The organism is Microbacterium sp. 69-7 (assembly GCF_001897985.1).
In the GTDB taxonomy this organism is placed as follows: Bacteria; Actinomycetota; Actinomycetes; order Actinomycetales; family Microbacteriaceae; genus Microbacterium; species Microbacterium laevaniformans.
The window spans coordinates 28,112-51,216 of record NZ_MKRU01000093.1 but is presented as its reverse complement, the minus strand read 5'-3'; the positions used below and the strand labels follow the sequence as shown (position 1 = coordinate 51,216).

The window sequence follows — 23,105 nt, the reverse complement described above, 5'->3', positions numbered from 1 at the left end:
CGTGCCACCGCTCGGCGGAGGGTGGGAGGTGCTGCGCGTGCCGGCATCCGTCGTTCGCATCGAGACGCGGGCCGCCGCGCTGCTGCTGGACATGGACGGCACTCTCGTCGACTCGCACGCCGTGGTCGAACGCCTCTGGACGCAGTGGTCGCTCGATCACGGCGTCGATCCGGCGCAGACGCTGGGGATCATCCACGGTCGGCAGGGCCAGGACTCGATGGCGCTGCTGCTTCCCGATCGTCCGCACGAGATCAACCTCGCCGAGAACGCCGAGCTGCTCGCCGCCGAGACGGCGCAGACCGACGGCGTCGTGGCGATCCCCGGTGCCGCCGACCTGCTCGCCGCCCTCGACCGCGAGGGCGTGCCGTACGCGCTCGTCACCTCGGCGACGACCGAGCTCGCCGCGGCGCGCATGCGTGTCGCCGGGCTGCCGATGCCGCCGGTCGTCATCGCCGCGGGTGATGTCTCGCGCAGCAAGCCCGATCCCGAGGGGTTTCTCGCGGGGGCCGCGGCGCTCGGGGTGGATGCCGCGCGCTGCATCGTGGTCGAGGACTCCGCCAACGGCATCGCCGCCGGACTCGCCGCCGGCATGCGCGTCATCGGCATCGGCCCCCACGCCGCCGCGGCGGCGCCCACGTGGACGGTCGCCGATGCCCGCGGCATCCACGTGTCACGGGACGCGGACGGCGGGGCTGTCGTCACGCTCGACTGACCGGGCGGCCGGCGCGAGAAACCGCATTCACCTCGAGAAACCACATCCGCCGTCAGAAACCACTGTGCCGACGATTTCTCGGGGCGAAAGTGGTTTCTCGACCGCGGCCCGCCGCCGTCAGACGGTCTCGCCGTGCGGGGCGCGGTGCCCCTCGCTGAAGCTGAGGTTGCGGCCGAAGGCCTTGCCGATGATCAGCGCGATGCCGACGATCACGAGACCCACGGCCAGGCCCGCAACGGCCGACACGAAGGTGTCGCCGACCCAGACCACCACGGGCCCGAGGGGCTCGAGCGCGTGCTCGACGGCGTGCAGGAGTTCGACCGGGGCGTGCCAGCCGACCTCGCCGAGGTTCGCGAGCACGAGATGGCCGCCCACCCACAGCATCGCCACGGTGCCGACGATCGAGATGACGCGGAAGACCGCGGGCATCGACCGCACGATGCGCGTACCGGTGTGACGCACGCGCACCGAACCGCTCTTCGCCATTTTCAGGCCGATGTCATCGATCTTCACGAGCAGGGCGACGGCGCCGTACACGAGCGCCGTCATCGAGAGCGCGATGACCGCGAGCACGGCCAGGCGCAGCCAGAAGTCCAGGTCGGGATCGACGTTCGACAGGCCGATCAGCATGATCTCGGTCGACAGGATCAGGTCGGTGCGGATCGCGCCCATGACCAGTCGCTTCTCGTCGCGCCCGCCCTCGTCGTCGTGGCCGCCGTGGTGGAAGCCGAACCACTCGAGCACCTTCTCGGCGCCCTCGAAGCAGAGGTATCCGCCGCCGACGATGAGCAGCCACGGCAGCACCCCGGGCGCGAAGGCGGTGAGCAGCATCGCGATCGGGATGATGATCAGGAACTTGTTCGCGAGCGACCCGAGGGCGATGCGGCCCACGACCGGAAGCTCCCGTGCGGGAGAGAGCCCCTGCACGTACTGCGGGGTGACGGCCGCGTCGTCGATCACGACGCCTGCGGACTTGGCCGATGCCTTCAGCGCCGCGCTGAGGATGTCATCGACGACGGCGAGCAGACCTACGGACATGCCAGCAACAGTACCGGGCGCGTCGCGCCCGACCGACGGATGCCGAGTCTTGCGCTCCTCGAATCGATTCGATAGCCTGGAATCCGGCGCTCCCGTGAGGAGCGCCTTTCGCCGTTTCCGCCCCCGTCTCGAACCCGGTCGTATGTCACGTTCTCTCACCACCGGTAGCCCCTGGCGCGTCATCCTCGCGTTCGCGGTGCCGCTGCTCATCGGCAACGTCGTACAGCAGCTGTATCAGTTCGTCGACGCGATCGTCGTCGGGCGCCATCTCGGCGTCGATGCACTCGCCGCCGTCGGCGCGACCGGCAGCCTGCTGTTCCTGCTGCTCGGGTTCGCCTGGGGTCTGACGAGCGGATTCGCGATCCCCACGGCGCAAGCCTTCGGCGCCCGCGACGTCACGGCGGTGCGCCGCTCGGTGGCGGCGGGAACGATCCTCACCGCGATCACGACGATCGTGCTGACGGTCGGCGCGCCGCTGCTGGCCGGTCCCGCCCTGCACCTGCTGCAGACGCCGCCCGAACTCATGGACGAGGCGACGGTGTTCGCCCAGGTCAGCTTCGTCGGCGCCGGCGCCATCATGGGCTTCAACTACCTCTCCGCGATCATCCGGGCGATCGGCGACTCGCGCACACCGTTGGTTTTCCTCACGATCGCCTGCGGACTCAACGTGGTGCTCGTCATCCTCATGGTCGGTCCGTTCGGTCTGGGTGTGGCCGGCGCGGCGCTCGCGACCGTCGTCTCGCAAGCGCTCTCGGTGATCCTCTGCCTCGTGTACGTCCGCCGTCGGCTGCCGGTGCTCCACGTGCAGCGCGCCGACTGGCGCATCATGCGGGCCGATCTCGTCGAGCACCTGCGACTCGGCCTGCCCATGGGTTTCCAGGCGTCGATCATCGCCATCGGCACCCTGACGGTGCAGGTCGCGCTGAACACCCTGGGCGCCGACGCCGTCGCCGCCTACACGACCGCGTCGCGCGTGGACGGACTCGCCATCGCCCTCCTGCAGTCGCTCGGGCTCGCGGCATCCATGTACGCCGCCCAGAACCTCGGGGCGCGTCGCCCGGATCGCATCCGTCGCGGCGTCGGGCAGGCGGTCTGGATGGCGCTTGCCGCCGCCGTCGTGCTCGGCGCGCTGCTCATCACGTTCGGAGCCCCGCTCGTGCGCCTGTTCGTCGGCGACGGCAGCGACACCGTCGTACAGCTGGCCGCGCTCATGCTGCTCATCAACGGCGCCAGCTACACGGCGCTGGGCGTGCTGTTCATCCTGCGCGGCACCCTGCAGGGTCTCGGCAGCACCGTCATCCCGACGGTGACCGGACTCGTCGAGCTGGCGATGCGCGTGGGCGCGGCGGTCATCCTCGGCCACATCTTCGGGTTCGTCGGCGTCGTGTGGAGCAACCCGCTCGCCTGGGTCGGCGCCAGCGTCATCCTCATCCCCGCGTATCTGCGCGCCCACCGGGCGCTCGAGCGGATGCCGGTCGAGCCCGCAGAGCCGACTCTCACCACCCCCATCGCCGTCGTCGGCCCGACGGACGGCTCGATGGTGGTGGATGCCGTGGTCACCCAGTCCATCCCGCTTCCGCAGCAGCCCGCCGCCGACCTCGTTGCGGGCCGGGTGCGACGGTGGAAGGGTGGGGTGCGAGCGAAGCGGAGGACGCGATGAAGGCTGTTCTGGGCGATGTGACGGTGGCGGAGGCCGACCGCGACGACCTGATCTCCATCGAAGGCAACTGGTACTTCCCGCCGTCGAGCGTGAACGGGGACCTCCTGCAGGAGAGCCCCACGCCCTACACCTGCCCGTGGAAGGGCGAGTGCCAGTACTACTCCGTGCGCTCCGGCGACGCGCTTCTCGCCGATCGCGCCTGGTCGTACCCGACGCCGTACGAGAGCGGCATCGCCCGCGTCGGCAAGGACTTCTCGGGCTATGTCGCGTTCTGGAAAGAGGTCCGCGTCGAGGAGTGACCGGCCGCGGCGACCGGGGCCGCCGAATCAACGGCAGGATAGACACCGTGACCGCGCCGCTTCAGAACCTCACGCAGATGCCCGACCCGCAGTACCTGATGGTCGGCGACGGCTACCGCATCGCGACGTACTCGTGGGGTGACGAGGACGCACCCACCGTCGTCGTCGTGCACGGGTTCGCCTCGAGCACGAAAGACAACTGGGTCGCGACGGGCTGGGTGCGCGATCTCACCGCTGCCGGATATCGGGTGCTCGCGCTCGACCAGCGCGGCCACGGAGCCAGCGACAAGCCGCACGAGCCCCGCGCGTACGATATCCGCCAGCTCGCAGGGGACGTCGAGACGATGCTCGACACCTACCTCGTCGACGAGGCGTTCTACGTCGGGTACTCCCTCGGCGCCCGCGTGGGCTGGGAGGTCGTGCAGGACATCGCCCCCCGCATTCCGCGGGCCGTTCTCGGCGGGGTTCCCGACGGCATCCCGCTCGCGCGCCTCGACCTCGATCAGGTGCGCGCGCTCATCGCAGACGGCACCCCCGTGACCGACCGGGTCACGCAGAACTACATCGCGCTCGCCGAGCGCGTGCCGGGCAACGACCTGCGGGCGCTCCTCGCCATCGCCGAGGGCATGCGGTCGTCGAAGACCGTCGATCCCGACCCCGCGCATGCCCCGCAGCAGCCGGCGATGTTCGCGACGGGATCGCTCGACGGCATCATCGAAGGTTCGAAGGCGCTCGCCGCCGCCTGCCCCCAGGGCCGCTTCGTCGAGATCCCCGACCGCCACCACTTCAACGCGCCGGGTTCGCGGGTCTTCCGCAGCGCCGCCCTCGAGTTCCTCGGTTCGTAACCCCCACCCCTTCGCCGAGCCGCTACGTTTCGCGCGAGCCGCTACGCCAGATCGTGGCGGCTCGCGCAGAACGTAGCGGCTCGGCATCCGCCCCGGGGAGGGGGAGGGGGGTCAGGCCTTCGCGATGGCGTCTTCGAGGGCGACCCAGGCGAGCATCGCGCACTTCACGCGCGCCGAGAACTTCGAGACGCCCGACAGGGCCGTGGCGTCGCCGTAGACCTCCTCGTCGAGCTCGATCGTGCCCCGCGAGCGCAACGCCTCACGGAAACCCTCGATCAGCTGCAGGGCCTCGGCCCGGCTGAGCCCCTCCTCGGCGACGAGGTCGGCGAGCATGGATGCCGAGGCCTGCGAGATCGAGCAGCCCCGGCCCTCCCACTGCACGTCGGCGATCGTCTCCCCGTCGACGCGGGCGCGCAGCGTGATCTCGTCGCCGCACACGGGGTTCTTCTGGTGCGAGGTGCCGATCGTGCCGACCTTTGCGGGCGCGTCGCCCTCGTCGGTGAGACCGAAGTGCTGCGGATGCTTGGAGTGATCGAGGATCAGCTCACGGTAGAGGGCGTCGAGATCACTCATGTCAGACTCCGAAGTAGGGGCGGATGCCGGCGACGGCCTCGATGAGACGGTCGACGTCGTCGGTGGTGTTGTACAGGGCGGTGCTCGCGCGAACGCTCGCCGTGACGCCGTAGCGCGTGTGCAGGGGCGCGGCGCAGTGGTGGCCGACGCGGACGGCGATACCCCGCGCGTCGAGGAATTGGCCCGCGTCATGGGCGTGCACGCCGTCGACGTCGAACGACCACAGCCCCACGCGCCCGACGCCGGCGGCGTCGCCGAGCAGACGGATGCCGGGGATCTCGACGAGCCCCGCGCGCATCCGATCGGCCAGCATGCCCTCGTGGGCATGGATGCGATCCAGCCCGACGGCGTCGAGATAGCGCACAGCCGCCGCCAGGCCGATCGCGGGGCCGACGGGCTGGGTGCCCGCCTCGAAGCGCTGCGGCGGCGGCAGGTACTCGGCGCGGTCGAGCGTCACGGTGGTGATCATCGACCCGCCCGTGAGGAACGGCGGCAGCGACTCGAGCACCGGCGTGCGCCCATAGAGACCGCCGACCCCGTACGGGCCGAGCATCTTGTGACCGCTGAACACCGCCAGATCGACGCCGAGAGCGGGCAGGTCGAGCGGGATATGCGGCGCGGACTGGCAGGCGTCCATCACGGTGATCGCGCCCACGCCCTGCGCGAGGGCGACGAGCTCGGCGACCGGGTTCACGATGCCGAGAACGTTCGAGACATGCGTGAAGGCGACGACGCGGGTGCGCTCGGTGATGAGGGATGCCGCGGCATCCATGTCGAGCGTGCCGTCGTCGTGCGCCGGGATGTGTCGCAGCACGGCGCCGGTGCGGGCCGCGAGCTCCTGCCACGGGATGAGGTTGGCATGGTGCTCGATCGCCGTCGTGACGATCTCGTCACCCGGTCCCACGAGGCGCGCATTCCCGATGGAGTATGCGACGAGATTGAGGCCCATCGTGGCGCCGCTCGTCCAGACGAGCTGCTCGGGCTGCGCACCGACGAACCCGGCGACGGTGGCTCGCGCGTCTTCGAACAGCTCCGTCGCCTCGGCGGCCAGCGTGTGCGCGCCGCGGTGCACGGCGGCGTTCGCGTGCGTCAGGAAGTCGCGCTCCGCATCGAGCACGGCCAGCGGCTTCTGACTGGTGGCGGCGGAGTCGAGATAGGCGAGGGGATGGCCGTTGACCTGCTCGCCGAGGATCGGGAAGTCGGCCTTGATCGCGGAGGCGTCGAGGGCCGCTACGGGCGCGGCGGAAGCGGGGGACGCGGTCGCGGAAGTCACCCCTCTAGGCTACGCCCCGGCATCCGACGCGGCTCCGGTGCGACGGATGCCGCGACGATGTCAGGACTCGTCGTCGGTGTGCGCGACCAATCCGTAGCTCGGCAGGCGCCCGGCGCGACGGTCATCGCCCGGCAGTGGACGCGAACGCCGACCATAGATCAGCTCCGACGAGTCGAGCATCCAGGGCACGAGGGTGATCTGCACGCCGTGCACGAGCATGAGCTGCTGGGCGATGCGGCGTGCGCGCCGGTTGTGCAGGAACGTCTCCCACCAGTGACCGACGATGTACTGCGGCATGTAGACCGTGACGACCGCCGGGCCGTGCTTCTTGCGGTACTCGGCGATGAACTGGGCGAGAGGTGCCGCGTACTGCCGGTAGGGCGACTCGATCACGACCAGCGGGATCGGCATGTGGTGGAACTGCCAGTCGTCCTGCACGTCGCGCGCCTCGTCCGCCGTGACGGCGACGTGCACGGCCAGCGTCTTCTCGTGCTTGGCGGACAGGGCGTAGTCGACGGCCTTGGCCGTCGGCTTCTGCAGGGTGCCGACGAGGATGAGTGCGACATCGCCGGTCGAGCCGTAGTGCACGTCGTCGTCCATCGCGATCTCGTGCGCGACGTCGCGGTAGTAGCGGTGGACGCCGACCATGAGGAACGACAGCAGCGGGATCGCGATGAACACGAGGTAGGCGCCGTGGGTGAACTTCGTGATCGTCACGATCACGAGCACCACGATCGTGAAGGTCGCCCCGAGCGCGTTGATGAACAGACCGGAGATCGCCTCACGCCGCGCCTTCGCCGCCTTCGGGGACAGCAGTCGCAGCTCGCGTCGCCAGTGCTTGACCATGCCGAGCTGGCCGAGGGAGAACGAGACGAACACGCCGATGATGTACAGCTGGATCAGCGTCGTCAGCTTCGCCTGGAAGATCACGAGCACGAGCACCGCGGCAAGGCCCAGGATGATCATGCCGTTCGAGTACACGAGCCGGTCGCCGCGCGTGTTCAGCGCCTTCGGCGCGTAGCCGTCGCGGGCGAGGACCGACCCGAGCAGCGGGAACCCGTTGAAGGCCGTGTTGGCCGCCAGCAGCAGGACGGCGGCGGTCGCCGCCTGCACGACGAAGAAGAGGATGCTGCCGCCACCGAAGGTGGCCGCGGCGACCTGGGCCATGAGGCTCGGCTGCACGAGGGCCTCGCAGTTGAAGCCGACGAGTCGGCACGGGTCCTCGGAGTAGTGGACGCCTGCGACGAGGGCGAGCACCGTGAGACCGGCGAACATCGTGATGGCGATCGAACCCATCAGCACGAGCGTCGTCTGCGCGTTGCGGACCTTCGGCTGGCGGAACGCCGGAACGCCGTTGGAGACCGCCTCCACGCCGGTCAGGGCGGAACAGCCGCTCGAGAAGGCGCGGAGGATCAGCAGGATCATCGCCGCCTGGCTGAGATCCTCGGCCTGTACCGCGAACTGGGCGCTCTCGGCGATCGGCGCGTCTCCCAGCATCCAGCGCACGAGCCCGGTGCCGATCATGAGCATGACCGAGCCGATGAACAGATAGGTCGGGATCGCGAAGGCCGTCGATGCTTCGCGCACACCGCGGAGGTTCACGAGGATGATCAGGATCACGAAGCCCACCGCGAGCTCCACGCGGAAGGGGTCGAGGTTCGGCAGTGCCGAGATGATGTTGTCGACACCCGAGGCGACCGACACGGCCACCGTCAGGATGTAGTCCACCAGCAGGGCCGCCGCGACCACGACGCCGGCTTTCTCGCCCAGGTTCGTGCGGGCGACCTCGTAGTCGCCGCCGCCCGAGGGGTAGGCCTTGATCAGCTGGCGGTAGCTGAGCACCACCACGATGAGCAGGGCGACGACCGCCGCCGCAACCCAGGGGCTGAGCGCGAGGAAGGCCGTCCCGCCGATCAGCAGGATCATCAGCAGCTCCTGCGGCGCGTAGGCCACCGAGGAGAGAGCGTCGGAGGCGAAGATCGGCAGCGCCATCTTCTTGGGGAGCAGCTGGCCTTCGAGCTCTTCGCTCGTGAGGGGCTCACCGATGAGGATGCGCTTGGCGATCGGCGTCTCTTCGCCGGGGCCGCGACTGTCGTCTGTCACGGCGGGCGACATTACGCGGTCGCGTGTCGCCGCGCAATCCCGGCGAGCGTGAGAATGACGCCGCGAGGCTGCAAGGATCGACGCATGCGGAACGAGGTCTACTCCGGTGTCGTCGCGCTGGCCATCGGATTCGCGGTCGGAATCGTGCTGTTCGTGCCGTTCGTGGCGATCAGCTACCGTCGCCGCGGCCGGCTCACCGTCGGCCGATTTCTGCTGTGGGCCGCCGCCCTCGTCTACTTCTGGGCCATCTGGACGTACACGCTGCTTCCCCTGCCCGACGCCGAGAATTACGCCTGCGCGAGGGTGAACCTGAACATCTGGGCCTTCGTCGACGACCTCCGCGGTGCCCGCAGCCTCACCGACTTCGCCGTCCTGCAACTGGCGCTGAACGTGCTGCTGTTCCTGCCGCTCGGCTTCTTCCTCCGTGTGCTGGGCGGTCGCGGCATCCTCGTCGCGTTCGCGACCGGCCTGCTGGTGTCGCTCACCATCGAGACCACCCAGCTCACCGGGGTGTGGGGACTGTACCCGTGCGCGTACCGCGTCTTCGACGTCGACGACATGCTCACGAACACGGTCGGGGCGGTGCTCGGCTCGCTCGTCGCGCTGATCGTCCCCCGACGGTGGTGGGTGCGTCGATCGACGGATGCCGGGAGCCGCCCGCACCCGGTCACGCGCGGACGCCGGCTGCTCGCCATGTTCTGCGATCTGCTCGGCGTCGTGCTCGTCGGGTACGGTTCGGCCGTCGCCGTGCAGGTGTTCCTCGAGTACGTCGTCCGCGACCACGCCGCGGTCCTGGACGGTGCCGCCGGCCGATTCGCCCTGGCGGTGACGCCGATCGCGATCTGGGCCGTCGTCGTGCTCGCCACCGGCCGCACGCCCGGTGACCTGGCCGTCGAACTGCGCTACCGCGGCGGGCCGCTGCCGGCCCCGGTGGCGCGGCCGCTGCGGTTCGTCGCCGGCATCGGCGGCTATCTGCTGTTGGGGCTCGTGCCGGCGCCCTGGACGTTCGTGCAGTTCGTGTTCGCCGCGGCATCCGTCGTACTCGTGTTCACGACGCGCGACGGCCGCGGGCTGCCCGGGCTGCTGAGCGGGCAGCGGCTCGTCGACGCGCGTGAGCCGGCTGCCGCGGTGGGCGACGGCGGGACGGTGTTCACAACTCCGGAGAAATCGTCCCGAAACGGGTGAACGGCCGGGCGCCGGCTGCTGGCGGCGTCGAGTCTCCGGAGTTGTGAACCGAGCGGAAGGGCGCCCGTCCGATCCGCGGCGGCGACCTACTGCGGAGCGTAGAAGTACAGGATCGTGCCGACCGGGCCGTCGGCACCGTCGGTGTCGGCGAACACGCTGTACGAGGGCGTGCCGTTCTTGAACGAGGAACGCTGGGGGTCGAAGGCGAAGCGGATGCTGCCCGAGGCGCGCGGCGTCTCACTCGCCGGCGCCGGCGTGAGGGCGCGCACCTCGGCCGCGCTCATTCCGATCTTCAGGCCGAACTCCGCCGTGACCGGCACTCCGCCCACCTCGTTCGCGGTGAACAGCGCGTAGGCCGGTTGCGAGAAGTCCGCCCGCGTCAGCGTCGCGGTCGGGACCATCTCGAACAGCGAGAATCCGTTCCACGTGTACACGGTGTAATCCGGCAGTGTCGATCCGTTGCCCGCCTGCGTGCGCTGCGTCGGAGGCGCCCCGAAGGCCGCGGTGAGGGCCGCGACGGCGGCGGCGGGTTCGTCGGCCCATCGGTAGGTGAAGGGCTGGCCGGCGGCGGTCGTGAGCGTGAAGCCGGTCGCCGAGAACGCCACGCCCGTGGCCGCGGCGGTCGTGGTGGGACTCGGCGTCGAGGAGGGAGTGGATGCCGGGACCGACGCATCGTCGGTCGCCACCGCCGTCGCCGACGTGGCCGGTTGCGCCGAATCGGACGGGCGGGTCAGCGCGAAGCCGACCACGGCGACGACGGCCACCGCCAGCACGCCGGCGACGATGCCGAGGATCAGCGTCGTGCGAGAACCGCCCCCACCGCCCGGGGTGCGGGGTTCGCGCGGTTCGCGCGGCGGCTTCGGATCACGCGGTTCGCGCGGAGGGCGCGGTTCGCGCGAAGGCCGAGGCTGGCGCTCCGCCCGGGGCTCGCGCTCCGCCCGGGGCTCGCGCTCCGCCCGGGGCTCGCGAGCCGGGCGCTCCGGCTCGTCGGGCTGGGGGCCGAACAGATCCTCGAGGCTCATCCGAGGAACTCCCGTGCCGCGACGACCAGCGCGTCCACTCCGCGCTCGATCGTGGGGTGCAGGATCGGGGCGAAGAAGGGCGAGTGGTTGGTGGGGATGTCCTCGTTCACGGTGCCGCGCGCGACGGCATCCGCGAACTGCTGCGGGTCGAGCCCGCCCCAGAACCAGTAGACGAGCGGCACGCCCGCCTCGCGGGCGAACCACGAGACGTCCTCGCTTCCGGTGAACATGCCCGGGTCGACGACCGTCCCTTCGCCGAAGGCGCGTTCCCACGCTGCGGACAGGCGCGCGGTGGCCTCGTGGTCGTTGATCGTCGGCGGCAGCGAGTGGTCGGTCGTGATGACCGGCTCCTCCTCCGCTCCGGATGCCGCGGCCTCCGCCCGCACGATGCGTTCGACGCGTGCGAGCACGTCGGCGCGGGCCTCGTCGTCGGGGTAGCGCAGGCTCAGCTCGAGCTTCGCCTCGGCGGGGATGATGTTGTTCTTGAGTCCCGCGTGGATCGAGCCGACGGTGACGACGGCCATCTCCCGCGGGTCGATCTCGCGCGACACGACGGTCTGCAGGCGCATGACGGTGGCGGCGGCCATGACGACGGGGTCGATGGTGGCGTGCGGTCGCGAACCGTGGCCGCCGCGGCCGAGAAGGCGCACGGTGAGGCCGTCCGAGGCCGCCATCTGCGTTCCGGGGCGCACACCGATCGTGCCCGCCGGGAGCGGCGTCAGGTGCTGGCCGAGCACGATGTCGGGCTTCGGGAAACGGTCGAGCACGCCGTCGGCGATCATCGCCCGGGCGCCCGCACCGTACTCCTCGGCGGGCTGGAAGACGGCGACGACGGTTCCCGACCACTCGTCGCGGGTCGCCGCGAGCCGCTCGAGAGCGCCGAGCAGGGCCGCCACGTGCATGTCGTGGCCGCAGGCGTGCATGACCGGCACATCGGTGCCCGCCGGGTCGATGCCGCGGGCGGTGCTGGCGTAGGCGAGGCCGGTCTGCTCGGCCACCGGAAGGCCGTCCATGTCGGCGCGCAGCCACACGACGGGTCCGTCGTCGGTGGCCGTGCCGGTGATGCTCGTGGCGACGCCGGTGGTGCCGAGGCCTTCGACGTACTCGAGACCGAGAGCGGTGAGCTCGCGGGTGATGACACCCGCCGTGCGGGTCTCCTGGAACGACAGTTCCGGGTGGCGGTGCAGGTCGATGTAGAGGGCTTCGAGGTCGATGCTCATGCCATCGAGAGTACGCGGCGGTCACTCGGCCGTCGCCGAGAGCGCGCGCTGCGGCCGTTCACGCCGCGTCGCGGGGACTGGTCGCGCCGCGTCGCCGGGACTGCTCGCGCCGCGTCGCGGCTCTCCGCGTCTCCGCGTCGCGGCATCTCCCCGTTCCGTACTCAGTCTGGCCGGTCCCGGCATCCGGCGTGGTCCGCGTGTTTCCGCGGCACGGGCGCCGAGGTCCCGAAGCGCAGACTGAATACGGAACAGGGGAGGGCGGGCGGCGCGAACCGGTGGTCAGTGCGGCGGCGCGGTGGAGCCGCGGACCACGAGCTCGAACGGCAGGGATGCCGAGGCAGCCGCCGCCTCGTCGACGCCCAACTCCGCGAGGATCGTCTGTCCGGCGCGCTCGCCCTGTGCGTGCGGGAACTGCTCGATCGTCGTCAGCTCGAACAGTTCCGCCAGCTCGTGCCCGTCGACGCCGATGACCGACAGCCGGCCGGGCACCTCGATGCCGAGTTCGCGCGCCGCCGCCAGCACGCCGAACGCCATCTCGTCGGATGCGGCGAAGATCGCGGTGGGCGCGTCGGGGCCGGAGAGCAGCTCACGCGATACGCGGCGCGCCCCCTCGACGGTGAAGTCGGCCGTGACGAAGCGGGGTGCGGCGACACCGGCATCCCTCATCGCCTGCGCGAATCCGCGGCGCCGACGCGTGGGGATGTCGAGGGTCTCGCCCGCATCGTCCGGCAGACTCCAGCCGAGGTGCACGATGTCGCGGTGGCCGAGTTCCAGCAGGTGCTGCGTGGCGAGCCGGCCCACGGCCGTGTCGTCGACGCGCAGCCCCCGCAGCTCGGCATGCGGAACGCCGAGCGCCACGACGGGAACGGGCAGCTCGTTCAGCTGGCGCAGCTCGTCGGCGCTCAGCTCGACCGACAGCACGATGAGGCCGTCGACGCGTCGGCGGCGCAGCGACGCCTCGAACAGGCTCCGCCGCTGCGCCGGATCGTCGGTCAGGTTGTACAGCGTCATGTCGTAGCCGCGCGGCGCGAGCTGCGCGGCGATGCCGTCGAGCACGGTGGCGAAGAACCACCGGTCCAGCAGCGGCACGATCACGCCGATGTTCTCGGCGCGGCCCGAGGCGAGGGTGGATGCCGCGGCCGAGACGACGTAGCCGAGGTCGGCGGCCGCGGCGCGCACACGCTCGCGCGTCGCCTCGGAGAGGCGTCCCCGTCCGCTGAGGGCGCGCGACACCGTCGCCGTCGAGACGCCGGCGGCGCGCGCGACCTCCTCGATGCCGGTCACGTCAGTCCGCGACCATCCACACCGCGACGTCGACGGGCAGCTCCGTGCCGTCGAACGGCTCGCTCGAGACCAGCACGGTACCCGACGGCAGCATCACCGGCGCGGCCCCGGCGTTGGCGATCACGGTGACCCGACCGGACCGGAACGCGATCACGTCGTCGCCGTAGCCGTCGAGCCACTCCAGCGTCGCCGCTCCGAGGCCCTCGGCGCGGCGGGTCGCCAGCAGCGTGCGGTACAGCCACAGCGTCGAGTCGGGGTCGGACTCCTGCGCGTCGCGGGCGAGCGTGGCCCATTCGGCCGGCTGCGGCAGCCACGACTGGCCCGTCGGGCTGAAGCCGTAGGCGGCGGCATCCGCGGTCCACGGGATCGGCACCCGGCACCCGTCGCGGCCGTAGCGCTCGCCGTCGGTACGGAACCAGGTCGGATCCTGCCGAGACGCGGGCGGCAGCGCGATGACCTCGGGAAGGCCGAGCTCCTCGCCCTGGTAGAGGTATGCGGAGCCGGGCAAGGCGAGCATCACGGTCGTCGCGGCGCGGGCGCGGCGCAGGCCCACCTCGGGAATCGGCTGGCCGGGCGAGTCGGGACCGATGCCGTGGCCCTGCGGGTTCTCGGCGGTCAGCGCGAGCCGCGACGCGTGGCGCACGACGTCGTGGTTCGACAGCACCCAGGTAGCCGGGGCGCCGACCGCAGGGAACGCGCGCAGCGACTCGGAGATGACCTCGCGGATGGCCGCGGCATCCCACTCGGTCATGAGGTACGGGAAGTTGAACGCCTGGTGCATCTCGTCGGAGCGCACCCACTCGGCGGTGCGGTCGACGGTGGGCAGCCACGCCTCGGCGCAGAGCGCACGGTCGCCGTCGTACTCCGCGAGCACACGGTGCCAGTCACGGTAGATCTCGTGCACACCCTCCTGACCCCAGTACGGCACGTCGTCGTCGGAGCCGCCCATGCTGTCGGCATCCACCGCGGGAAGGTGATCGGGCAGACCGTCGGTCTTGACGAGGCCGTGCGCGACATCGACGCGGAAGCCGTCGACGCCGCGGTCGAGCCAGAACCGCAGGATGCCGCGGAACTCCTCCTGCACCTCGGGGTTCGACCAATCGAAGTCGGGCTGGCTCGTGTCGAACAGGTGCAGGTACCACTGCTCCGGCGTGCCGTCGGCCTCGGTGACGCGGGTCCACGCCGGGCCGCCGAAGACCGACTCCCAGTTGTTGGGCGGCAGCTCGCCGTTCTCACCCTTGCCGTCGCGGAAGAGGTAGCGGGCGCGCGCGGCACTGCCGGGGGCTGCGGCCAGCGCCTCCTGGAACCAGACGTGCCGGTCGGAACTGTGATTGGGCACGAGGTCGACGATCACGCGGATGCCGCGCTCGTGCGCGCCGGCGAGCATCTCGTCGAAGTCGGCGAGCGTGCCGAACAGGGGGTCGACGTCGCAGTAGTCGGCGACGTCATACCCGGCATCCTTCTGCGGAGAGCGGTAGAAGGGGCTCAGCCACACGGCGTCCACGCCCAGGGCGCGCAGGTCGTCGAGATGCGCCGTCACGCCGGGGAGGTCACCGATGCCATCGCCGGAGGCGTCGGCGAACGAGCGCGGGTAGATCTGGTAGATCACCGCGGTGCGCCACCATTCGGCGCCGGGGCGGCTCTCGCCGATGTCGGGGAGGGAGAAGGTCAACTGCGACGTCATGGCATCAGCGTAGCGCAAGCGCTTGCGCACCCGGTGGCGGTTCTCGCGCGACGGGTCGCGTCCGGCGGCGACTAGCCTTGACCGGTGACTTCCGAGGCCCTCGCCCACGCCGAATCGCTCATCGCCGGCATCCCCGACTTCCCGCAGCCGGGCGTGCTGTTCCGCGACATCTCGCCGCTGCTCGCCGACGCGCAGGCCCTGCGCACCGTCGTGGATGCCGTGATCGAGCCCTTCGCGGGGCAGTTCGACGTCGTCGCGGGCATCGAGGCGCGCGGGTTCATATTGGCCGGCGCGGTCGCGATCGCGGCGGGTGTGGGGATGGCGCCGATCCGCAAGGCGGGCAAGCTGCCGCGGCCCGCGGCATCCGTCTCCTACGCCCTCGAGTACGGCACGGCCGAGATCGAGATGAGCGACGACCTCGAGGCGGGCACGCGCGTGCTGCTGGTCGACGACATCCTCGCCACGGGCGGCACTCTGCGCGCGGGCCAGCACCTGCTCGACGAGCTCGGCCTGCAGCTGGCGGGGACGGCGGTGCTGATGGAGCTCGTCGAGCTTCAGGGGCGCGCGGTGTGCGGCCCGGTCCATTCCGTCTTCCGGGTCTAAGTCCGGTCGGTGACCGACGAGCGCATCCGCAACGGCAGCGGAACCAGGTGCGCCGGGGGAGGGGATGATCCGTCCGTCGCGGCACCGCGCTCGATCAGGTCGATGAGTTCGTCCGCGGCGGCGCGGCCGAGAGCGCGCTGCGGGAAGGCGAAGGTCGTGAGGCCCGGCCGCAGCCAGCGGGCGAACGACGTGTCGTCGAACGAGAGCACCGAGACGTCCTCGGGCACGCGCACCCCGCGCTCCTGGAGCGCCTGGTAGGCGCCCATCGCCAGGCGGTCGTTGAAGCACAGGAGCGCATCGACCTCGGCGCCACTGTCGAGCACCTCCGACACGAGACGCCCGACGAGATCGCCACCGAGCTCGAGCGCCCCGTCGTGCGCGCGCTGGGCGAGCTGCTGCGGCTGCGCGCCGCTCATCCGGCTTTCGACGGCGAGTTCACCGCCGAGCTCGGCGGCACCGCCGGGGTGCTGCGCTGGGTGCATGCGGCCCATCGGGTGGAGGTCGCCTTCGACGTCGCGTCGCGCGCCTTCACACTGACGGCGACCGGCGCGGATGCCGAGACGGATGCCGAGGTGCGCCGCACCGTCGATGACCTGCTCGCCGCCGGGTGAGGCCCGCGCCCCCGGCGGCGTGCAGCACAGGATGGGATACTCGGAGGCGTGACTTTCGAACCCACCGTGCTCGTGACTTCGCAAACCGCCGCCGAGATCCACCTCGCCGGTGAGGTCGACGAGGTCTTCGCCTCGACGCAGGAGGGGCTGCGCAGCCGCATCGTCGAGTCGATCCGGCTGATGGCCGCGTCGGCGGGTGAGCCGGTCACCGCGACCGTCGTCGACGGCGCCACACGGTGGGCCCTCGTCGTCAGCCCCGATGGCAGCTTCACCGAGGCCACAGCGTCGGCGACGGAGGTGGTCGCGGAGCCCATCGCTGCGGCTGCGCCGGCGGCCGATGCCGTGCCGGCACCGGTCGCGGCGGCGTCGCCTGCGGCTGGCGAATCCGATGCCGCACCGATCTCCGCCGTGCCCGTCACGGCGGCCCCGTCCGCCGCGGCGGCTGCGGAGTCCGCCCCCGCGACGACCGCGGTGGCGGTGACCGACGGGCCGCTGCGCAGCGGCGGCACCCGCCGCGAGGGCGCGCAGCGCACGCCGGCCCAGCGGGCCACGCCGACGGTCGACGACCTGCTCAACTCTCGCGCCGACCGCGCGCGTCCGCGGGCGACCGAGGGGTGGCGCGGAGCGATCCGTCGCCTCACGGGCGGTGCGATCTCGCCCCGCCCGGGCAAGGCCGAGCAGTCGCGCCTCGACCGCGAGCGACTCGTGCAGCGCCGTCTCGACGCGCCGCGCACGATCGTGGTGCTCAATCCCAAGGGCGGGGCCCACAAGACCACGTCGACGCTGCTGCTGGCCGCGACGTTCGGCACCCAGCGCGGCGGCGCCACGCTCGCCTGGGACAACAACGAGACCCGCGGCACGCTCGGCTGGCGCGCGCAGAACGCGCCGCACCACCGCACGGCCGTCGACCTGCTCGAAGACCTCGACCGCTTCGCCACGCCCGATCGAGCGAGCCTCGCGGCGCTCGACACCTACGTACGCACGCAGGTCGACGCCCGCTTCGACGTGCTCGCCTCGGACGAGGATGCCGCGGCATCCTCCACCATCGACGCGACCGCCTTCGACCGCCTCCACGACGTGCTCTCGCGCTACTACCGCCTGCTCATCGTCGACACCGGCAACAACATGCGCGCCTCGAACTGGGTCGCCGCCGTCGCCGCGGCCGACCAGCTCGTCATCGTCTCGACGGTGCGCGAAGACACCGCGGCCAGTGCCGCCTGGCTGCTCGACGGCCTGCGCGAGAAGGGCTTCGACCACAAGATCGACGAGGCCGTCACGATTCTCGCGGCCCCGTCGGCCAAGCCCGATCGCAAGCTCGCCGAGCGCCTCGAGCGCCACTTCTCGCAGGTCACGGCCGAGGTCGTGCACGTGCCCTTCGATGCCGCGCTCGTCGACGGCGGTCCCATCGATTTCGATGCGCTGTCGCCCGAGACCCGCGATGCGTGGCTCACGGTCGCGGCATCCATCGCCCGTCGTCTCTGACGCCGCGCCCTCGCGGGCCGCACCACGCCTGCCCGAACTGCAAGGGCTTTGACGGCGACGCGCCGGCGGGATGGCTGATGCCGCGGCGTGTCGCGCGGCATCCCTTGCAGTTCGGCCCGCGGATCGGCGGGTGACGCCGGGGCGGCCCGGCGACGGATGCCGCGGCGCGCTCAGCCCGCGAGCAGACCGCCGCCGAGGTTGACCGGGCTGTCTTCGATGTTGCCGACGATGCCGCGGATGATGCCGGTGCCGTCGGTTCCGCGCAGGCTCTCGTACCAGGTGTCGGTCACGGCGGGATCGAACGCGTGCGTCTCCCAGGCGCGCTTACGTGCCCGCAGCACGAGCTCGCCCGCCCGCTCCACGCGCATCGCGGCGTAGCGGCGGAGGGTGTCGGCCACGCCCAGCGTGTTCGTGGCGAACGCGATGCCGAGCGCGAAGGCGTCTTCGAGCGCTGAGCACGCCCCCTGGCCGATGTCGGGGGAGGTGTTGTGCGCGGCATCCCCGAGGATCGCGACCCGGCCCTTCGTCCAGGTGTCGAACGGGGTGATGTCCCAGATCTCGACGCGGTTGAGCGAGGTGGCCGGGTCGATCGCGGCGAGCAGCTCCTGCACTCCGGGCGCCCAGTCGCCGAACGCCTCGCGCAACGGTGCGACGCCTGCCGCGGGAGCATACGGCAGACCCGATGGCTGGGGGATGTCGAACCAGAAGTAGAAGCGGTCGCCGGCGATCGGCATGACCGCGGCGCGCTTGCCGTCGGCGACGTACGTCGTCCACGCCGTCGGGCGTCCGATGGATGCCGAGACCGGCACGAGCCCGTTGACGTTGGTGTACCCCGAGTACTCGCGCTCGATCGGCGGCGCGCCCTCGGGTTGCACGTAGTCGCGCACGATCGAGCGGGCGCCGTCGGCGCCGATGAGCATGTCGGCGGAGTCGGTCGTGCCGTCCGCGAACGTGGCGGTCACGGTCGTGCCGTCGTCGGCGATGCCGACGAGCTTCTTGCCGAGGTGGATGCCGTCGAGGCCGAACCGCTCCATCAGCAGCGCCTGCAGATCGGCGCGGGCGACCGGGTACGGCTTCTGCCCCGTCTGGGTGGTGACCGGCGCGAGGGAGAAGTCGCACAGGGTCTCGCCGGTGTGCCCATCGAGGTAGACCATGTCGGCCATGTCGCCGCCGAGAGCGGCGACCTCGGCGCCGAGTCCGAGCCAGTTCAGCACCTTCACGCCGTTCGACCACAGCGACAGGGCTGCTCCCACCGGACGGTTCTCGCGCATCTGGTCGTAGATGACGACGTCGTGGCCCAGCCTCTGCAGCGCGATGCCCGCGCTCGTTCCCCCGACACCCGCTCCGACGACGATCACCTTCATGCCGGCCACGCTACGGATGCCGTGTCACCGCGACGTTTCCTCGGGGTAACCGCACCCGCCTCCGCCCCCCGCCCACCCGCCCGCCGCCCGCCCGCCCCCGCAGTCCGCGAGACACGGTCTACGCACCGAGACACCGCTGCACACGACGTGTCTCGGTGCACAGCCCGTGTCTCGCGGGGGAGGGCGGACGTCGCGGGGGAGGGGCGGACGTTGCGGAGGGCCCGACGTCGCGAGTGAGGCGGGTCAGGTGCCGCGGTAGGTCGAGTAGGCGAACGGGCTGAGCAGCAGGGGCACGTGGTAGTGGCGGGTGTCGGCGACGGCGAAGCTCACCGTGACCGACGGATAGAACGTCTCGGAGCCGCGCGCCGCGAAGTACGGCCCCGTCGCGAACACCAGCGCGTAGGTCCCCGCGGACAGCTCGTCGGGTCCGAGGGCGAGGCGCCCGTCGGCATCCGTCCGCCCGCTCGCCACGGTCGTCCCGTCGGCGTCGAGGAGCCTCACGTCGACGCCGGATGCCGGGGCTCCGGCCGAGCCGTCGAGCACGTGCGTGGTCAGGTGGGTCATACGATCGTCGCCTCCAGCCTCAGCAGCGCGATCTCGCGCAGCTGATCGAGGGCCTCGGCGGCCTCGGTCTCGTCGTCGTTGCCGAGCCGCCGCTCGAGCTCGGCGCGCATCTGCTCGGGCGTGCGCCCGGCGGCGCGGATGAGGAAGACCCGGCCGAATCGCTCCTCGTAGGCGGCGTTGCCGTCGGCGATCGCCGCCGTCGTCGCGGCCCCGGCGGACGACATCGACGCCTGTTCGCGACGTGAGGCGGCGGCCTCGGCTCCCGCGCCTTGAGGCTTCTCGCCGATGCGCGGGTGGTGGGCGAGGGCGGCGTCGAGCTCGGTGCGCGTCCAGGTGCGGGCACGCTCGTCCGCCCGGGTGATGAGCGCGTCGCGCGTGCCGTAGGGGCGCGCCGCGACGACGGCGTCGACCCACGTCGGGATCGCCGCCCACACGCGGACGGTGGATGCCGCGGCATCCGCGGGCAGGGCGTCGAACGCGTCGATGCTCATCTCGGCGGCCATGCTCAGCGGGCTCCGTGGACGACGAGCCAGCGGGCGACGACGGGCTCGCTGGAGGTGTTGTGCAGTCGGTGCGGACGCGAGCAGGGGTAGCTGATCGCATCGCCCGGGCGCAGCACCACCCGCTCGTCGTCGAAGTCGACGGTCAGCTCGCCCGAGACGACGGTGCCGACTTCGTAGCCCTCATGGCGGAAGAGTCCGGCGTCGCTGTGGGCGGTCGCACCGGGCGGGTAGGTCGACTCGAAGTAGTCGACGCCGGGCGTCGGCACGGGGGAGATGCGGCGGAAGGTCACGCCGTCGTCCAGCACGATCGCCGTGTCGTGCTCGGCGCGGCGCAGCCCGAAGCTCGTCGGTGTCGTCGGCGCCTGCGATCCGGAAGGGTCGAAGACCGAGGTCAGCGGCACGTCGAGCTCGTCGGTGATGGCGATCAGGCGCGAGACGCTCGGCTGCATCACCCCGCGCTCGATCTGCGACACCGCGCTGGGCGAGATGCCGAGCCGGCGAGCGAGGTCGCGCGCCGACATGCCGCGGGCGACCCGCAGGGCGCGCAGCCGCTCACCGACCCCGTCGGCCGCGCTCTCGGCACGGTCGGCATCGAGCTCCGGCGGATCGACGGCGGGGGCGCGGCTCATGTCGCGATCGTATCGGGCGCGGATGCCGAGCGGGCGGCGTCCCGATCGGGCTTCACGTGTTCGTCACATGTGAAGAGCCAACTTCACACAGCCGTTACACGAGCGAAATCGCGCGGGCAGAGTGAAGCAATAACTTCACATTACGCACCCCCAGGCCACGGACTCCACGTCGCGGTCCGCCCACCTCCGTCACCGACTCGGAACCCCTGGAAGGTACCCATGACCTCTCTGACCCCAACATCGACCGCACCGTCGACCGGTGTCTACGACATCGTCGAAGCCGCCGGCATGCCCACGGGCGCCGGCAACATGAAGCCGCAGTACGACGAGCGCCTCGCCAACGAGGACCTCGCACCGCTGCGCAAGCAGAAGTGGAGCGCGTACAACATCTTCGCGTTCTGGATGAGCGACGTGCACTCCGTCGGCGGCTACGTCACCGCCGGCTCGCTGTTCGCCCTGGGCCTGCAGAGCTGGCAGGTGCTGATCGCGCTGCTGGTCGGCATCGTCATCGTGCAGTACTTCGCCAACCTCGTCGCCAAGCCCAGCCAGAAGACAGGTGTGCCGTATCCCGTCGTCAACCGGGCGATCTTCGGCATCCGCGGAGCCAACATCCCCGCGATCATCCGTGGACTCATCGCCATCGCCTGGTACGGCGTGCAGACGTTCCTGGCCGCAGAGTCGCTGAACATCGTGTTCCTCAAGTTCATCCCCGGCTCGGCCGCGCTGCTGGACGTGTCGTTCCTGGGGCTGTCGGCCCTCGGGTGGATCTCCTACGGCATCCTGTGGGTCGCGCAGTTCCTGCTGTTCTGGAACGGCATGGAGGTCATCCGCCGCTTCATCGACTTCGCCGGCCCCGCCGTCTACGTCGTGATGATCGCGCTCGCCGTCTACCTCGTGTCGCAGGCCGGCTGGCAGAACATCTCGTTCAATCTGTCGACCAAGCAGCTGGACTTCTGGTCGTCGATCCCGGTGATGTGCGCCGCGATCGCGCTGGTCGTGTCGTACTTCTCCGGCCCGATGCTCAACTTCGGCGACTTCGCCCGCTACGGCAAGAGCTTCGCGGCGGTCAAGCGCGGCAACTTCTGGGGTCTGCCGATCAACTTCCTCTTCTTCTCGCTGCTCACCGTGATCACGGCGTCGGCGACCGTCCCCGTCTTCGGCCAGCTCATCACCGACCCGATCAAGACGGTCGAGGCCATCGACGGCTGGTTCGCGATCCTCCTCGGCGGCCTGACCTTCGTCACCGCGACGGTGGGCATCAACATCGTCGCGAACTTCATCTCGCCGGCGTTCGATTTCTCCAACGTCGCCCCGAAGAAGATCTCGTGGCGCGCCGGCGGGATGATCGCCGCCGTCGGGTCGGTGTTCCTGACCCCCTGGAACTGGTATTCCAACGACGACGCGATCCACTACACGCTGGGCCTGCTCGGGGCGCTCATCGGTCCGCTGTTCGGCATCCTCATCGCCGGCTACTACGTCGCCGGACGCCAGCGCATCAAGACCGATGCGATGTTCACGATGGACCCGACGGGCCCCTACTGGTACCGCCGCGGCTTCAACCCGAACGCGATGAAGGCGCTGCTGGTCGCCGGCATCCCCGCCGTCTTCCTCGGTGTCTTCCCGAAGCTGTTCGCCGACATGGGACTGTTCGACATCTCGTGGATCAGCGACTACAGCTGGTTCATCGGCTGCGGCCTGGGCTACGCCGCGTTCGCGCTCTTCGAGCGCCTCGACCCGCGGGTGCCGACGTTCGACGGTGAAAGCGACGGCGTCTCGGACGGCACGCTCGACGGCGCCGCCGCGACCGCTGCGGCCGAGCCGCCGGCCATCTCGGCCGAGATCCCCGTGGCCGCCATCACCGGCACGACGGCGGGACCCGGCACCCCGTGAGGATCCTCCTGATCAACCCCAACACCTCCCGGGCGATGACCGCGACCATTGCGGCCGCCGCCCGGGAGGTGGCGGGGGCGGATGCCGAGATCGTCGCCGTCTGCCCCGAACCCGGTCGGGGACCGGCGGCGGTGGAGAGCCACGTCGACGAGGTGGCGGCGGCCGCGGCCGTCGTCGAGCTCGTCCGCGCGGACCTCGCCAGCGGCGGCAGCGACGCGTACGTGCTCGCGTGCTTCGGCGACCCCGGTCTCGACGCGGCGCGCGAACTCGTCGAGGTGCCGGTGATCGGCATCGCGGAGGCGGCGATGCACGTTGCGGCGATCGCGGGGCGCCGTTTCGCGATCGTGACGACGCTGGGACGCACGCTCGGACGGGCCCGCGACCTCGTTGCCCGCTACGGCATGGACCGCGCCTGCGCGCAGTACCGCGCCGTGGAGATCCCCGTGCTCGCCCTCGAGGAGCCCGACGAGCACACCCTGGCCCGCATCGAACGCGAATGCCGGGCCGCGCTGGATCCCCCCGCGGTCGGGGCGTCCGGGGCGGCCGGCGATCCGGTCGATG

Annotated in this window: 23 protein-coding genes; 10 read left to right on the top strand and 13 right to left on the bottom strand. The window is 71.1% G+C overall.

All coding sequences use genetic code 11. The features are described 5' to 3' along the window. The first annotated feature begins 1 nt into the window (after position 1). Positions 2–712, top strand: coding sequence for an HAD-IA family hydrolase (locus BGN98_RS11315; protein WP_288121449.1), 711 nt, complete (start codon positions 2–4; stop codon positions 710–712). A 117-nt stretch (positions 713–829) separates the two neighbouring features. On the opposite strand, the gene BGN98_RS11310 is transcribed toward BGN98_RS11315, so the two are convergent. Further along, entirely contained in the window at positions 830–1,750 is a 921-nt protein-coding gene (locus tag BGN98_RS11310; protein WP_288121448.1) for a DUF808 domain-containing protein, read from the bottom strand. A gap of 142 nt (positions 1,751–1,892) precedes the next feature. Here BGN98_RS11310 and BGN98_RS11305 point away from each other — a divergent pair, with 142 nt between their 5' ends. Genes BGN98_RS11305 through BGN98_RS11295 form a run of 3 tightly spaced genes read left to right on the top strand, consistent with a single transcriptional unit; the run spans position 1,893 to position 4,554 of the window. Further along, positions 1,893–3,410 (top strand): MATE family efflux transporter, encoded by a 1,518-nt coding sequence (locus tag BGN98_RS11305; protein ID WP_288121447.1) that lies wholly within the window; start codon positions 1,893–1,895, stop codon positions 3,408–3,410. Next, the gene (locus tag BGN98_RS11300; protein ID WP_288121446.1) at positions 3,407–3,709 is read left to right on the top strand and encodes a DUF427 domain-containing protein; all 303 of its coding nucleotides are present in this window, start codon (positions 3,407–3,409) and stop codon (positions 3,707–3,709) included. The genes BGN98_RS11305 and BGN98_RS11300 overlap by 4 nt, the downstream gene beginning before the upstream one ends. Positions 3,710–3,756: 47 nt before the next feature. Further along, positions 3,757–4,554 (top strand): alpha/beta fold hydrolase, encoded by a 798-nt coding sequence (locus tag BGN98_RS11295; RefSeq protein ID WP_036290530.1) that lies wholly within the window; start codon positions 3,757–3,759, stop codon positions 4,552–4,554. Between the two features lie 111 nt (positions 4,555–4,665). Here the strand turns inward: BGN98_RS11295 and sufU are convergent, their stop codons facing one another. Genes sufU through BGN98_RS11280 form a run of 3 tightly spaced genes read right to left on the bottom strand, consistent with a single transcriptional unit; the run spans position 4,666 to position 8,515 of the window. Beyond that, on the bottom strand, positions 4,666–5,127 hold the full coding sequence (sufU, locus tag BGN98_RS11290; RefSeq protein WP_288121445.1) for a Fe-S cluster assembly sulfur transfer protein SufU: 462 nt from the start codon (positions 5,125–5,127) through the stop codon (positions 4,666–4,668). Position 5,128: 1 nt separating this feature from the next. Continuing rightward, positions 5,129–6,400, bottom strand: coding sequence for a SufS family cysteine desulfurase (locus BGN98_RS11285; protein WP_016463943.1), 1,272 nt, complete (start codon positions 6,398–6,400; stop codon positions 5,129–5,131). 60 nt (positions 6,401–6,460) lie between these two features. Then, on the bottom strand, positions 6,461–8,515 hold the full coding sequence (locus BGN98_RS11280) for an APC family permease (protein WP_288121444.1): 2,055 nt from the start codon (positions 8,513–8,515) through the stop codon (positions 6,461–6,463). A gap of 72 nt (positions 8,516–8,587) precedes the next feature. On the opposite strand from BGN98_RS11280, the gene BGN98_RS11275 reads away from it, so the two are divergent. Beyond that, positions 8,588–9,688, top strand: coding sequence for a VanZ family protein (locus tag BGN98_RS11275; protein WP_204947979.1), 1,101 nt, complete (start codon positions 8,588–8,590; stop codon positions 9,686–9,688). Positions 9,689–9,774: 86 nt separating this feature from the next. Here the strand turns inward: BGN98_RS11275 and BGN98_RS11270 are convergent, their stop codons facing one another. The 4 genes from BGN98_RS11270 to BGN98_RS11255 form a co-directional block, all read right to left on the bottom strand. Beyond that, entirely contained in the window at positions 9,775–10,710 is a 936-nt protein-coding gene (locus tag BGN98_RS11270) for a hypothetical protein (protein WP_288121443.1), read from the bottom strand. Further along, positions 10,707–11,930: an amidohydrolase gene (locus tag BGN98_RS11265; protein ID WP_288121442.1), complete on the bottom strand. Its 1,224-nt coding sequence runs from the start codon at positions 11,928–11,930 to the stop codon at positions 10,707–10,709. Before BGN98_RS11265 ends, BGN98_RS11270 begins: the two co-directional genes overlap by 4 nt. 279 nt (positions 11,931–12,209) lie before the next feature. After that, positions 12,210–13,214: a LacI family DNA-binding transcriptional regulator gene (locus BGN98_RS11260; protein WP_288121441.1), complete on the bottom strand. Its 1,005-nt coding sequence runs from the start codon at positions 13,212–13,214 to the stop codon at positions 12,210–12,212. Between the two features lies 1 nt (position 13,215). Continuing rightward, positions 13,216–14,898: a glycoside hydrolase family 13 protein gene (locus BGN98_RS11255; protein ID WP_036290524.1), complete on the bottom strand. Its 1,683-nt coding sequence runs from the start codon at positions 14,896–14,898 to the stop codon at positions 13,216–13,218. An 84-nt stretch (positions 14,899–14,982) separates the two neighbouring features. Here BGN98_RS11255 and BGN98_RS11250 point away from each other — a divergent pair, with 84 nt between their 5' ends. Continuing rightward, the gene (locus tag BGN98_RS11250) at positions 14,983–15,501 is read left to right on the top strand and encodes an adenine phosphoribosyltransferase (RefSeq protein ID WP_036290523.1); all 519 of its coding nucleotides are present in this window, start codon (positions 14,983–14,985) and stop codon (positions 15,499–15,501) included. Here the strand turns inward: BGN98_RS11250 and BGN98_RS11245 are convergent. After that, positions 15,498–15,917, bottom strand: a complete 420-nt coding sequence (locus BGN98_RS11245; RefSeq protein ID WP_288121440.1) for a substrate-binding domain-containing protein — start codon at positions 15,915–15,917, stop codon at positions 15,498–15,500. The two genes, BGN98_RS11250 and BGN98_RS11245, sit on opposite strands and share 4 nt — an antisense overlap. Between BGN98_RS11245 and BGN98_RS11240 the strand changes: the two genes are divergently transcribed. Both BGN98_RS11240 and BGN98_RS11235 read left to right on the top strand, forming a co-directional pair. Continuing rightward, a complete protein-coding gene (locus BGN98_RS11240) occupies positions 15,876–16,112 on the top strand; it encodes a hypothetical protein (protein WP_061681924.1) in 237 nt (78 codons plus the stop codon). The genes BGN98_RS11245 and BGN98_RS11240 overlap by 42 nt on opposite strands. Before the next feature lie 48 nt (positions 16,113–16,160). Beyond that, the gene (locus BGN98_RS11235; RefSeq protein ID WP_288121439.1) at positions 16,161–17,594 is read left to right on the top strand and encodes a MinD/ParA family ATP-binding protein; all 1,434 of its coding nucleotides are present in this window, start codon (positions 16,161–16,163) and stop codon (positions 17,592–17,594) included. Between the two features lie 170 nt (positions 17,595–17,764). Here the strand turns inward: BGN98_RS11235 and hpxO are convergent, their stop codons facing one another. The 4 genes from hpxO to BGN98_RS11215 all read right to left on the bottom strand — a co-directional run bounded on the left by hpxO (position 17,765) and on the right by BGN98_RS11215 (position 20,654). Beyond that, on the bottom strand, positions 17,765–18,958 hold the full coding sequence (hpxO, locus tag BGN98_RS11230; RefSeq protein WP_288121438.1) for an FAD-dependent urate hydroxylase HpxO: 1,194 nt from the start codon (positions 18,956–18,958) through the stop codon (positions 17,765–17,767). Between the two features lie 243 nt (positions 18,959–19,201). Further along, on the bottom strand, positions 19,202–19,522 hold the full coding sequence (gene uraH, locus BGN98_RS11225; RefSeq protein ID WP_005051657.1) for a hydroxyisourate hydrolase: 321 nt from the start codon (positions 19,520–19,522) through the stop codon (positions 19,202–19,204). Further along, positions 19,519–20,025 carry a 2-oxo-4-hydroxy-4-carboxy-5-ureidoimidazoline decarboxylase gene (gene uraD / locus BGN98_RS11220; protein ID WP_005051660.1) on the bottom strand — a complete coding sequence of 169 codons (507 nt, stop codon included), beginning with the start codon at positions 20,023–20,025 and terminating at the stop codon, positions 19,519–19,521. Before uraD ends, uraH begins: the two co-directional genes overlap by 4 nt. A 2-nt stretch (positions 20,026–20,027) precedes the next feature. After that, positions 20,028–20,654, bottom strand: coding sequence for a helix-turn-helix domain-containing protein (locus BGN98_RS11215; RefSeq protein WP_005051662.1), 627 nt, complete (start codon positions 20,652–20,654; stop codon positions 20,028–20,030). A gap of 219 nt (positions 20,655–20,873) precedes the next feature. Here BGN98_RS11215 and BGN98_RS11210 point away from each other — a divergent pair, with 219 nt between their 5' ends. Both BGN98_RS11210 and BGN98_RS11205 read left to right on the top strand, forming a co-directional pair. After that, positions 20,874–22,544 (top strand): NCS1 family nucleobase:cation symporter-1, encoded by a 1,671-nt coding sequence (locus BGN98_RS11210; protein WP_005051664.1) that lies wholly within the window; start codon positions 20,874–20,876, stop codon positions 22,542–22,544. Continuing rightward, on the top strand, positions 22,541–23,105 hold a 565-nt coding region (locus BGN98_RS11205; protein ID WP_288121437.1), incomplete at its 3' end, for an aspartate/glutamate racemase family protein. The genes BGN98_RS11210 and BGN98_RS11205, both read left to right, overlap by 4 nt.

Coding starts and splice junctions, on each gene's coding strand:
- BGN98_RS11270 (WP_288121443.1), bottom strand. CDS start 10,710: ATGAGCCTCGAGGATCTGTTCGGCCCCCAGCCCGACGAGCCGGAGCGC.
- BGN98_RS11275 (WP_204947979.1), top strand. CDS start 8,588: ATGCGGAACGAGGTCTACTCCGGTGTCGTCGCGCTGGCCATCGGATTC.
- BGN98_RS11305 (WP_288121447.1), top strand. CDS start 1,893: ATGTCACGTTCTCTCACCACCGGTAGCCCCTGGCGCGTCATCCTCGCG.
- sufU (WP_288121445.1), bottom strand. CDS start 5,127: ATGAGTGATCTCGACGCCCTCTACCGTGAGCTGATCCTCGATCACTCC.
- BGN98_RS11280 (WP_288121444.1), bottom strand. CDS start 8,515: ATGTCGCCCGCCGTGACAGACGACAGTCGCGGCCCCGGCGAAGAGACG.
- uraD (WP_005051660.1), bottom strand. CDS start 20,025: ATGGCCGCCGAGATGAGCATCGACGCGTTCGACGCCCTGCCCGCGGAT.
- hpxO (WP_288121438.1), bottom strand. CDS start 18,958: ATGAAGGTGATCGTCGTCGGAGCGGGTGTCGGGGGAACGAGCGCGGGC.
- BGN98_RS11300 (WP_288121446.1), top strand. CDS start 3,407: ATGAAGGCTGTTCTGGGCGATGTGACGGTGGCGGAGGCCGACCGCGAC.
- BGN98_RS11265 (WP_288121442.1), bottom strand. CDS start 11,930: ATGAGCATCGACCTCGAAGCCCTCTACATCGACCTGCACCGCCACCCG.
- BGN98_RS11245 (WP_288121440.1), bottom strand. CDS start 15,917: ATGAGCGGCGCGCAGCCGCAGCAGCTCGCCCAGCGCGCGCACGACGGG.
- BGN98_RS11310 (WP_288121448.1), bottom strand. CDS start 1,750: ATGTCCGTAGGTCTGCTCGCCGTCGTCGATGACATCCTCAGCGCGGCG.
- uraH (WP_005051657.1), bottom strand. CDS start 19,522: ATGACCCACCTGACCACGCACGTGCTCGACGGCTCGGCCGGAGCCCCG.
- BGN98_RS11255 (WP_036290524.1), bottom strand. CDS start 14,898: ATGACGTCGCAGTTGACCTTCTCCCTCCCCGACATCGGCGAGAGCCGC.
- BGN98_RS11210 (WP_005051664.1), top strand. CDS start 20,874: ATGACCTCTCTGACCCCAACATCGACCGCACCGTCGACCGGTGTCTAC.
- BGN98_RS11215 (WP_005051662.1), bottom strand. CDS start 20,654: ATGAGCCGCGCCCCCGCCGTCGATCCGCCGGAGCTCGATGCCGACCGT.